Source organism: Psychroserpens sp. (genome assembly GCF_045105015.1).
Lineage (GTDB): Bacteria > Bacteroidota > Bacteroidia > Flavobacteriales > Flavobacteriaceae > Psychroserpens.
Genome location: NZ_JBGCCX010000137.1, coordinates 1 through 12,208, shown reverse-complemented (window position 1 = coordinate 12,208; position 12,208 = coordinate 1). Strand labels below are relative to the sequence as shown.

The 12,208-nt window shown below is 30.2% G+C and carries 12 protein-coding genes; 8 read left to right on the top strand and 4 right to left on the bottom strand.

Translation table 11 applies throughout. From position 1 onward, the window contains the following. Nucleotides 1–37: 37 nt before the first annotated feature. The 8 genes from AB8B90_RS10290 (at nucleotide 38) to AB8B90_RS10255 (ending at nucleotide 8,309) form a co-directional block, all read left to right on the top strand. Nucleotides 38–928, top strand: a complete 891-nt coding sequence (locus AB8B90_RS10290) for a 3-hydroxybutyryl-CoA dehydrogenase (protein ID WP_405336542.1) — start codon at nucleotides 38–40, stop codon at nucleotides 926–928. A gap of 8 nt (nucleotides 929–936) precedes the next feature. Beyond that, nucleotides 937–2,175, top strand: a complete 1,239-nt coding sequence (locus AB8B90_RS10285; protein WP_405336540.1) for a DUF1015 domain-containing protein — start codon at nucleotides 937–939, stop codon at nucleotides 2,173–2,175. 54 nt (nucleotides 2,176–2,229) lie between these two features. Continuing rightward, entirely contained in the window at nucleotides 2,230–2,892 is a 663-nt protein-coding gene (locus AB8B90_RS10280) for a YggS family pyridoxal phosphate-dependent enzyme (protein ID WP_405336538.1), read from the top strand. An 11-nt stretch (nucleotides 2,893–2,903) separates the two neighbouring features. After that, nucleotides 2,904–4,268 (top strand): exonuclease domain-containing protein, encoded by a 1,365-nt coding sequence (locus AB8B90_RS10275; RefSeq protein ID WP_405336618.1) that lies wholly within the window; start codon nucleotides 2,904–2,906, stop codon nucleotides 4,266–4,268. Between the two features lie 4 nt (nucleotides 4,269–4,272). Further along, the gene (locus AB8B90_RS10270) at nucleotides 4,273–6,231 is read left to right on the top strand and encodes a DUF3857 domain-containing protein (protein WP_405336536.1); all 1,959 of its coding nucleotides are present in this window, start codon (nucleotides 4,273–4,275) and stop codon (nucleotides 6,229–6,231) included. Nucleotides 6,232–6,253: 22 nt separating this feature from the next. Continuing rightward, entirely contained in the window at nucleotides 6,254–7,129 is an 876-nt protein-coding gene (locus AB8B90_RS10265) for an ion transporter (RefSeq protein ID WP_405336534.1), read from the top strand. Further along, entirely contained in the window at nucleotides 7,080–8,018 is a 939-nt protein-coding gene (miaA, locus tag AB8B90_RS10260) for a tRNA (adenosine(37)-N6)-dimethylallyltransferase MiaA (RefSeq protein WP_405336532.1), read from the top strand. The genes AB8B90_RS10265 and miaA overlap by 50 nt, the downstream gene beginning before the upstream one ends. Before the next feature lie 99 nt (nucleotides 8,019–8,117). After that, a complete protein-coding gene (locus AB8B90_RS10255; RefSeq protein WP_040253741.1) occupies nucleotides 8,118–8,309 on the top strand; it encodes a cold-shock protein in 192 nt (63 codons plus the stop codon). 101 nt (nucleotides 8,310–8,410) lie between these two features. On the opposite strand, the gene AB8B90_RS10250 is transcribed toward AB8B90_RS10255, so the two are convergent. The 4 genes from AB8B90_RS10250 to AB8B90_RS10235 form a co-directional block, all read right to left on the bottom strand. After that, nucleotides 8,411–9,121 carry a response regulator transcription factor gene (locus tag AB8B90_RS10250; RefSeq protein WP_405336529.1) on the bottom strand — a complete coding sequence of 237 codons (711 nt, stop codon included), beginning with the start codon at nucleotides 9,119–9,121 and terminating at the stop codon, nucleotides 8,411–8,413. Between the two features lie 3 nt (nucleotides 9,122–9,124). Next, a complete protein-coding gene (locus tag AB8B90_RS10245; RefSeq protein WP_405336527.1) occupies nucleotides 9,125–10,693 on the bottom strand; it encodes a sensor histidine kinase in 1,569 nt (522 codons plus the stop codon). A 63-nt stretch (nucleotides 10,694–10,756) separates the two neighbouring features. Beyond that, nucleotides 10,757–11,356, bottom strand: coding sequence for a dephospho-CoA kinase (gene coaE / locus AB8B90_RS10240; protein WP_405336525.1), 600 nt, complete (start codon nucleotides 11,354–11,356; stop codon nucleotides 10,757–10,759). After that, the coding region (locus AB8B90_RS10235; RefSeq protein WP_405336523.1) for a YbbR-like domain-containing protein at nucleotides 11,353–12,208 on the bottom strand (856 nt) is incomplete at its 5' end. The genes coaE and AB8B90_RS10235, both read right to left, overlap by 4 nt.

The window sequence follows — 12,208 nt, the reverse complement described above, 5'->3', positions numbered from 1 at the left end:
GTTTCTGTTAAATAGAAACACAAAAGAATATAAAAAAATGAAAAATGTAGCAGTTATTGGAGCCGGAACCATGGGAAATGGAATTGCCCACACCTTTGCTCAATCTGGATTTAAAGTACAATTAATAGATATTAGTGAAGCCTCTTTAAAACGTGGCATGGATACGATTACAAGAAATCTAGATCGTATGGTCGCTAAAGAGAAAATTTCTGAAGCCGATAAACAAGCGACTTTAAATAACATCACCACGTTCACCAATGTCACTGAAGGTGTTGAATATGCTGGATTAGTTGTAGAAGCAGCTACCGAAAATATAGATTTAAAACTTAAGATTTTTAAACAATTAGACGAAGCTTGTGGTGAAGACACAATTTTAGCTACTAATACATCCTCAATTTCAATTACTCAAATTGCTGCAGAAACGTCTCGTCCAGAAATGGTTATAGGGATGCATTTTATGAATCCAGTACCAATCATGAAATTAGTAGAAATTATTCGTGGTTATAATACGAGTGATGAAGTGACAAATACCATAATGGAATTATCAAGAACATTAGGAAAAACTCCTACTGAAGTTAATGATTATCCTGGTTTTGTTGCCAATCGTATTTTAATGCCAATGATTAATGAATCAATTGAAACTTTATACAATGGTGTCGCTGGCGTTGAAGAAATTGACACGGTTATGAAATTAGGAATGGCCCATCCAATGGGTCCACTTCAATTAGCAGATTTTATCGGACTTGATGTGTGTCTTTCTATTTTAAATGTGATGTACGACGGATTTAAAAATCCTAAATATGCGCCATGCCCACTACTAGTAAATATGGTAAGAGCTGGTAAATTAGGTGTAAAATCTGGTGAAGGTTTCTATGATTATTCTGAAAGCAGAAAAGCCGAAAAAGTGTCGAAGCAGTTTCAGAAATAAAACATTATATGGCAAAAGTAATTCCATTTAAAGCAGTTAGACCAACAAGAGCTATTGTTGGTTTGGTTGCCGCACGACCATATCAAAGTTACACAGTTGATGAACGTGAATCTAGAATGGACTACAACCCTTTTAGTTTTCTTCACATAGTAAATCCAGGTTATAAATATGATCAGGTTATTACAGGCGAAGAACGCTATAAACTGGTTAAAAATAGATATCTAGAATTTAAAGAAGATGGCGTTTTTGTTCAAGATGAAACACCTTCATTTTATGTCTATAAAATTGTAAACAGACACGGACAAGAATTTAACGGAATTATTGCTGCAACAAGTGCTGAAGATTATGAAAAGGATATTATAAAAAAGCATGAAGACACTTTAGCTAAACGAGAAATAACATTTAAGACCTATTTAAAAACTGTTGGTTTTAATGCCGAACCAGTATTACTTACCTATCCAGATAACGACATCATTTCTGAAATAATAAAAGAAACTCAACAGGGCTATGCTGAGTATGAATTTACTATGACCTACAGAGATACTCATTACTTATGGAAATTAGACAATGTTAATTCTATAGCAATAATTCAAAAAGAGTTTGAGCAAATGAATACGATTTATATTGCTGATGGTCATCATCGCTCCTCTTCTTCTTACTTGTTATATAATGACGAAAAAACGAATAACCCTGAACATAATGGTTCAGAATCTTATAACTTTTTCATGTCTTATCTCATACCAGAATCTGATTTAGTCATTCATGAGTTCAACAGGCTAATAAAAGATTTAAATGGATTAAGTAAAGAAGAGTTTCTAATTAAACTTGATGAATTTTATAGAATTGAAAACAGAGGAGAAATGCCATACAATCCTTCTAAACCACATCATTTTAGCATGTATTTAGATGGTGAGTTTTATTCATTATATCTCAGGAAAACGATTTATGAATTCAAAACATCTCTAGATAAGCTTGATGCACAACTACTATTCAAAACAATATTGCAACCTATTTTAGGAATTGATGATTTACGTAATGATAATCGTATAGAATATGTAAATGGTAGACATGAAATGATTACAATTAAAAGTAGCGTTGATAGTGGTCAATTTAAAGTTGGCTTCGGAATGTGTGCTGCAACAGTCGAACACATGAAACAAATTGCTGATGAAGGTTTAAAAATGCCTCCCAAAAGCACCTATATCCTACCAAAACTGAGAAGCGGAATTACTATTTATGAATTTTGAATTATGGATTTCATGAATTTTTTGATTTCTGAATGACTTAATGTATGATTGAAAATGAGCATTAAAAAAAATCTAGCTAAAATAAAATCACAGTTACCCGAACACGTCACTTTAGTTGCTGTTTCTAAAACTAAACCAGTGTCTGATTTAATGGAAGCATATAATGCTGGTCAGCGAACTTTTGGAGAAAACAAAATCCAAGAAATGGCAGAAAAGCAAGAACAAATGCCTAAGGATATTGAGTGGCACATGATAGGACATGTACAACGAAACAAAGTCAAATATATGGCTGAGTTTGTAAGTTTAATTCATGGTGTTGATAGTTTAAAATTACTTAAGGAAATTAATAAACAAGCAACAAAACATCAAAGAATAATAAATTGTTTATTACAAATTAAAATCGCTGAAGAAGATAGTAAGTTTGGAATGTCTCCAAATGATGCTAAAGCCCTACTAACCTCTGTAGAATATACTTCATTAACAAATATATGCGTTACTGGTGTTATGGGAATGGCCACATTTACAGATGATACAAATCAAATAGAACAAGAATTCAAACTACTTAAATCTATTTTTGAAGATTTGAAAACTATTCATTCAGAACTTGAAATAATTTCAATGGGAATGAGTGGCGATTTCAAATTAGCAATTGATTGTGGAAGCACAATGGTTCGCGTTGGAAGTAGTATATTTGGACATAGGAATTATTCAATTTAAAATAAGAACATATTTACGCAATCTTAGACATAGAAACAACTGGCGGAAAGTACAATGAAGAAGGAATTACTGAAATCGCTATCTATAAGTTTGATGGTCATAAGGTTGTAGATAAATTTATAAGTCTTGTTAATCCCGAACGTGAGATTCAGCCTTTTGTAGTAAATCTTACTGGTATCAACAGTAACATGCTAAAAACTGCTCCTAAATTTTATGAGGTTGCTAAACGTATTGTAGAAATTACTGAAGATTGCATTATTGTAGCGCATAACTCATCTTTTGATTATAGAATTCTTCGTACTGAATTTAAGCGTTTAGGATTCGGTTTTAAACGTGAAACCCTTTGCACTGTTGAACTATCAAAACAATTAATTCCAGGTCAACCCTCATATAGCTTAGGAAAATTAACAAGATCATTAGGAATCCCTGTTAGTGACAGACATCGTGCCAATGGTGATGCCATGGCAACCGTGAAATTATTCAAAATGCTACTGACTAAAGATTTAGACAAGTACATTATAAAGAATAATATTAAAAAAGCTGTTGCTGAAAAACGACTAAATCCGAATCACAAAGTCATCATTGATGCTTTACCAGCAGAAACTGGAGTGTATTATATTCATGATGCTGATGGGAAAATTATTTACATAGGGAAGAGTAAAAACATAAAACACCGAATCAATCAACACTTAACAGATAAAAGTACCAAATCTAAAAAAATACAACTTCAGGTTGCTTCTGTTACTTATGAAAAAACTGGAAGTGAGCTTGTTGCTCTACTGAAAGAAAGTGAAGAAATTAAACGCAACAAGCCCATACATAACAGAGCATTAAGACGAAATATATTTACACATGCCTTATATAGCTATCAAGACGATAATGGGTATACAATTTTGAATATTGACGTTGCTAAAGGTGATAATCGTCCAATAACAACATTTACTAACCGTCAGAGTGCTAAAAGTTTTATGTTTAGAGTTGTTGAAGATTATAATCTGTGTCAAAAACTGACAGGATTATATCCATCAAAACAAAGTTGTTTTAATTATACTATTAAAGAATGTTTTGGTGCATGTATCGAAGAAGAAAATCCTGAATCTTACAATAAACGTGTACAACAACTAATTGATAAATACAGTTATGAAAACAAAGATATGCTAATCATTGATAAAGGGAGAGATATTGATGAGCGAACTGTTATTTATATTCAAAGTGGTATTTTTAAAGGATTAGGATTTTTTGATCTAAATTATCAAATCACTAATACAGAAGTATTAGAATCTATAATTACTCCAATGGAAAACAACAGAGACACACAGCATATTATTCAGAGTTTTTTGAGACGTAATAAACGTGTGAAAACGATTTCTTTATAATCATATGAAAAAAATTGCTTTATTCTTATTAATAATATTTACAAAAGTAAATGCACAAGAGAATAATTATTCGCTCACTCAAGTAGTTACACGTCAAGATATTGAACAAAAAATATATTCAAAAGATTCAACAGCAAATGCATTAGTCATTTACGAAAAAGGTTATAGCTATGTTGATAAATCCAGTTTTAGATTGAATACTAAAATTTCTAAAAAATTAAAAGTTTTTAATAAAAATGGCTTCAAACATGCAGAAATAACTCTACCTATTTACGACAACAAAAAAGGTAAAAAAGAAAAAATAAAGGATATTAACGCTACTATTTACAATATTGAAAATGGAAAAGTCATAAAAACAAAACTCAAAAATTCTGATATTATTGAAGAAAAATATAATGACAATTATACACTAATAAAGTTTGCGTTTCCAAATGTAAAAGAAGGCTCTGTTATAAATTATAGCTATACTATTGATTCTCCTTTTATGTATAAATACAAAAGTTGGAATTTTCAAGATGAAATACCCAAATTGTATAGTGAGTATAACGCTAGTATTCCTGGTAATTGGGAATACAATACAAAACTAGTCGGTGGAAAAAAATTATTTCATAATAAATCTAAGCTGGAGAAAAAATGCCTTGAATCTGGAAGTGCTAACGCTAACTGTGTTATTAGTACTTACATAATGAAAGATATTCCTGCATTTATTAATGAAGATTACATGACTAGTCGAGATAATTATTTAGCTCGAATAGAATATGAATTAAAGACATTTAGAGGATTTGATGGTAGAGTTGAACACATAACTAAAAGTTGGAAAACTGTTGATAACGAAATAAAAAAAGACACAGATTTAGGCAGAGAGTTACAAAAACAAAGTAGAGTCAAAGGCATTTTTTCTAATGAGATAACACAATATAACAACCCTCTAGATAAAGCCAAAGCGATATTAAAGTATGTTCAAAAAAATTATAGTTGGAACGAAAAATTCAACCTCTTTGAAAACATTTCAGTTAAGAACTTATTAAACGAAAAATCTGGTTCTGTAGGAGACATTAACACCTTATTATATTTGCAATTAAAAGAATACAATATCGATGTTAAGCCTATTATTTTGTCTACGAGATCAAACGGATTTATAACTCAAATTTACCCTGTTCTAACAGATTTTAATTATTTAATTGTAAAAGCAGATATCGATGGCAAAACATATCTACTGGACGCTACTGAAGATTATCTTTACTTTGGTCAAATACCTTTTAGGTGTTTAAATCAATATGGAAGAGAACTTAATTTTAATAGTATTGGCTCGCTATACAACATTGAAATAAAGGATATGAGTCTACAAACCTATAGTTATGAACTAAATTTAAATTCAAATAATGTTATAAAAGGGAACGTAAATTACAAGTCTAACGGATACCATTCTTTAGATTCTCGAAAAGCATATTTTAGAAACCCAAATTCATATACCGAAGCTTACGAAAATGAATATAATTCAATACGTTTCTCAGATTTTAATGTTACCAATACACAACAAACCGATGATGATTTCATCATAAATTTTAATATTGAAACGACAACAGATAGCGTTGGAAACAATATTTATTTAAATCCATTTTTATTTAAGTTTTTTGATGAAAACCCATTCAAATTACAAGAAAGGAGTTATCCAATTGATTTCGGCTTCAAAGATGCTTATATCTACAGCATAAAAATCAATATAGATGAGACTTATAAAATCTCTGAAATACCAAAATCTTTAAGCTTAAAACTTCCTCAAAATAAAGGGTCTTTATTATTTTCAACTCAACAAGCTGGAAATACAGTATCAATGTATTTTAAATTATCATTTAACGAAACCATCTATGATTCGGCCTATTATGAGGGTTTGAAAACTATTATGGATAGAGTCGTTGATATCCTTAACAACACTCTTATTGTATTAGAGAAGAAAGATTAAACTTTTTAGTATTTTTGAAATAATGAGTGAAGAAAACTCAAATAGAACTTGGAAAGGCAAACTCCATGAAATTATTTATGAAGCAGATACTCCTGCTGGTAAATTTTTTGATGTTGTTTTACTAATTTTTATTATCGCTAGTATTGTTTTAGTGATGTTGGAAAGCGTCAAAACAATTGATGCAAAATTCCATAATATACTATACTATGGTGAATGGATTGTTACTATATTATTCTCTATAGAATATATAGCTAGAGTCATTTCAGTTAAAAAGCCTTGGAAATATATTTTTAGTTTCTACGGAATAATTGACTTATTATCAACAATACCAATGTACTTATCCTTTGCATTAGCAGGTTCTCATGCTTTAGTTGCTTTAAGAGCATTACGCTTACTTAGAGTATTTAGAATACTCAAACTAGCGAGATATTTGGGCGCATCAAATCAACTCGCAAATGCCATCAAAGCAAGCAGAGCTAAAATTGCAGTTTTTCTTTTTGCAGTTCTCATTGCTTCAATAATCTTCGGAACTATTATGTACTTGGTAGAAGGTGAAGAACACGGATTTACAAACATTCCAAAAAGTGTCTATTGGTGTATCGTAACCTTAACCACTGTTGGGTTTGGAGATATTGCTCCAGAGACACCATTAGGTCAACTTATTGCTACAATTATTATGATCTTAGGTTATGGTATTATTGCTGTTCCAACTGGAATTGTTTCTGCTGAATACACTAAGGCAAGTGGTGACGATAAAAACAAAATATCTGACGAAGAGCATGAACACATTAAAGATCTTCAGTTAAATACACAATGTTGTGTAAATTGTCTTGCTGAAACACATCAGGATGGCGCAAAATTCTGTCACAAATGCGGTTGCAAGTTACATCATGACTAAAACTCTAATCTCCATTGTAGGTCCGACTGCCATAGGAAAAACAGCTTTAAGTATTAAATTGGCAAACTATTTTGATACCGAAATTATTTCAGCAGACTCAAGACAGTTTTACAAAGAAATGCATATTGGTACTGCAGCTCCTACTCCATCTGAATTGTCTTCAGCACCACACCATTTCATACATCACAAATCCATTCAAGACAATTATAGTGTTGGCGATTTTGAAAAAGAAGCTCTTAAAACACTGGACATACTTTTTAATACTAAAGATGTCGTTATTATGGTTGGAGGTTCCGGACTTTATGTTGATGCAGTTACCAAAGGACTAGATGAGTTCCCAAAGGTAAATTCTAGTATTAGAACTTCATTAAATGAACGGCTTCATTCAGAAGGGATAGAATCGCTTCAAGTACAATTAAAAAAATTAGATCCAAAATCGTTTGAGAACATTGCTCTTGACAATCCACATCGATTAATAAGAGCCTTAGAAATCTGTATAGGGACAAAAAAACCATATTCTTCATTCTTAACATCTACTAAGAAAGCAAGGTCTTTCAAAACTATTACGATTGGTTTAACTGCTGAAAGAGAGATAATTTATGATAGAATAAATATTCGTGTAGATCAAATGATTATTGAAGGATTGCTTGATGAAGTCAAAAGATTACAATCAATGCAAGATTTGAATGCTTTAAATACGGTAGGATATAAAGAACTGTTTAAGTATTTAAATAATGAATGGACTCTAGAATTTGCAATTTCAGAAATTAAAAAGAATACCAGGCGATTTGCCAAACGTCAACTAACATGGTTTAAGAAAAATACAGACACCTTATGGTTTGACTATAGGACTGATAGTGAAATTATGATAAAGAAAATTACTGGCTAAAAAAATGAATTAAGTTAATTATTAAAATAAAAACACAAAAACACTATTATTCAATTAATTAAGACTAAGTTCGCAACTTAAATAATTATAAATTTTATTATGAGTAAAGGTACAGTAAAATTCTTCAACGATTCAAAAGGATTTGGATTCATTACTGAAGAAGACAACAACAAAGAACATTTTGTACACATTTCTGGTTTAATCGATGAGGTTAGAGAAGGTGACGAAGTAGAATTCGATTTAACAGAAGGAAAAAAAGGATTAAACGCTATTAACGTTAAAGTTATCTAATATTCAATTCGTTTTTAAAAAACTAAAAGCCCATCATTGATGGGCTTTTTTTTATGTAAAAAATTAGATTCAAAAAACTAATTTTTAAAATATTTAACATACTAAACATCTTGGTTGACTACCAACCTAAATCCTTCTCCATGAATATTTAAAATTTCTACTTTTTCATCAAGCTTCAAATACTTTCTAAGTTTAGCTATGTAAACATCCATACTTCTTGAAGTAAAGTAATTATCATCTCTCCAAATTTTAGTTAATGCTAATTCTCTTGGCATCAAATCATTTTCATGAAGTGCTAAAAGACGCAATAATTCGTTTTCTTTTGGAGATAATTTTATTGGATCTTTTCCATCAAACTTTAAAAAACGCAACTTAGAATTTAAGTCAAAACGTCCAATCTTAAATTCAAACTGTTTACTATCTGCAATAGTGTCTGTTGCTTTACGTTGAATAATAGCTTTTATTTTCATTAAAAGAACTTCACTATCAAACGGTTTGTTTAGGTAATCGTCTGCTCCAACTTTGTAGCCTTTAAGCACATCCTCTTTCATTGCCTTAGCAGTCAAGAAAATAATTGGAACATCGGTATTTTTCTCTCGTATTTCTTTAGCAAGTGTAAATCCGTCTTTATAAGGCATCATTACATCAAGAATACAAAGATCAAAATCATCTTTCTTGAATTTCTCAAAACCTTCCATTCCATTTTTTGCATGAACAACATCATAATCATTCATATTGAGGTAATCTTTTAAAACGGTTCCAAAATTTGGATCATCTTCGACTAAAAGTATTTTTTTGTTTTGTTCTTCCATAATTTATGATATTAATGGTAGCTTAATTGTAAATACGCTACCTTTTCCTTTTTCACTTTCTACTGATATATGACCTTGATGATCATCTACTATTCGTTTAACATAGGCCAAACCTAATCCATGACCTTTAACATTGTGTACATTTCCTGTATGTTCTCTATAAAATTTTTCGAACACTTTTTTCTGTACTTGTTTAGACATTCCGTTACCTTGATCTGCAATTTTTAATAAAATACTGTTTCCTACATTTTCAGTATACACATCTATTTTAGGTGCATCATCACTATATTTCACAGCATTATCTAAGATGTTAACAATAACATTTGTAAAATGAGTATCATTTGCTAAAACGGATGATTTTTCAGCCTCTAAATGCGTTTTAACGTATCCTTTCTTATCTTCAACTATTAATTCTATATGAGTTACAGCATCTTCTAATAGGTCGTGTAACTTTACTCTTTCCTTACTAATATTGAGTTCATTTTTTTCTAACTTCGAAATTCTTAACACATTTTCTACTTGAGCGTGCATACGTTTATTTTCATCTTTTATCATTTTTAAATAACGCATTACTTTTTCTTGATCTCCTATTATTTTGGGATTCTTAATAGAGTCTAAAGCCAAATTAATTGTAGCAATTGGTGTTTTAAACTCATGTGTCATATTATTAATAAAATCTGTTTTGATTTGTGATATTTGACGTTGTTTAATTAACTGATAAATAGCACTTGTATACGCGATAATTATAATAGATGTAAATAGAATTGATAATACAATCATACCTAATATAGAAGACAGTAAAAATTTACCTCTTTGAGGGAAATCAACATAAAGCTTATAATCACTTTCCTTGTTATTGTCTAAAAAGACAGGGACTCCAATTGTAGAATCTGGATTTAAATCAAAATTACCCGATTGTACTTTGGTAGAAAGATCTCTATCGTAAATGGCAAATTCAAAATTAGTATTTATACCATTATAATCAAGTTGTTTCTCTAAAAGATAAGATACTTCGTCTATAGATACACGTTTATAAATAGGGATATTTTTAAATTGATCCCTAGTTATGGATTCAAACTGAGCCTTTTCTAAATATGTAAGATTACTGATGTTTTTAATAGATTTCTGTAGGCTTATAAAACCTCCATCGATATTATTATTATCATATGTTTCAGTAATTCTAGTGTTTTTTACGCGACTTAATTTGAAACTATCTAAACCAATGTCAAAGAACAATGATGGTACTTTAAAGTTTTCTTCAGAAATGGCATTACCATAAATTCTGGTCTCATTTGACAGATCATCTTGTTCTAAAATAAAAACTTGTCGTATCGCTGTTGAATCTGGATCTACTCCACTTTCAATAAGATTTTGAAGTTTTTTTGAATACACTTCAAACTCCTTATCTTCAATAGCTTTTGATACTGAGCTTAGAGAACGCTTTACATTAAGTGTAAAGTTTTTCTCTTCGTTTTGTAATGTATTATTAATAAAATACGCTTGAACGAAAATGATGCCTATGAGTGATAAACTCATTAAAACCACCAACAAAATGAATAGCTTTTTGCCCATCAATCAAATTTAACATTTTAACATTTACATGAGTTGCCCTTTAACCTTACATTAACACAAATGTTAATTTGAAGTATTTCGACATTGCTGAAGTATAGACTTATGAATTTTATGTATTTGATTTTCTAATGTACCCATATCATTATTAAGAATTACAAAATCTGAAAGTTGAGCTTTTTCAATATCATCGATTTGATTACTCATTATAGCAAAAACCTTTTCTGGTGTAGTTTTATCTCTACTAAGAACACGTTCCAAACGTTTTTCTTTATCAGCAATAACTGTTATAATTAAATCATATTTTGATTGCTGCTGATGCTCAAAAATAATAGCTACCTCTTTTATGACATAAGGGGAATTTTGCTCTTTAATCCACTGCTCAAAATGTATTTTTACTTTAGGATGTATTATAGCATTCATATTATCTAAATACGCTTTATCATTAAAAATCTTGTCCGCAATAAACGGCTTGTTTAGCTCATCATTAAGATATGCATTGTTACCAAAAAGTTCAATCAACTCTTGTTTGATTTGTTCAGATGAATTCATCAAGCGTTTTGCTTCAGCATCTGCAATATAAACTGGAATGCTATAATTACCGAACAACTTAGCTACAGTTGTTTTACCACTTCCAATCCCTCCTGTAAGTCCAACTATTATCATTCTGTTATAATGTATTCTATTTTATTTTGTTTCATCTTTACATGCTTCACATTACTAGGTAATCTTTTAAACCTCGGTGTAAAATATGATGCATTTGAAGATTTAATCTCTAAAAAATCGCATTCAATTTTAAAATCTGTTGGTTTGATTGATTTGTATTGATCTAAACTGACTTCATATGATACTTTTATTTTTTTTGGAAAATAATTGATTTGTACATCAGAAGGAAGGTTATTGATAATAACAGGAATTTCGAGTGTGCCCTCTGTAAACTTTTCAATTTCAGCTGAAACTGATATTTGTTCTTGAGATAATTTTAATGCAGAACTATTATCTGGAAGCTTAAGATTAACTTTTTGATTGATATTTTCTTTTATATCTAATAATTTTAATTCAGCAGTTTCAACGTTGTTAATCGTCTTTATTTCAGCGTCTGTACCAATGACAGTTATAGAATCTGGAACAAGTACTAAACCTTCTAGAGAATTATATCCAAAAGCATAATTTATGTTAGACTTAAGTGTTATTGGTACTTTTTTAGAAGATAAAATACCAAAAGGAAATTTCAATGTGTCTGGTTGCAGAGTAAGAATTTCAAAACCTTTACTAAACTGTTTCTCAATTTGTGGCAAAGCACGATTGGCTAGCCATATATAAGAATTCTTATCGATATAAGCGTCCTTTTCTAAATCAACTTCAATAGATTTATCATAGAAATAGGAACCAAAAAGGTAAAAACCATAAGTCTTTACTGTAATATTTAATTTTGGCTGGTCATCTATTGTTAATATTTTATCCTTGGGTAAATTAATAACACGAGTCTCTACAGTTAATGTCTCTGAATAAGACTTT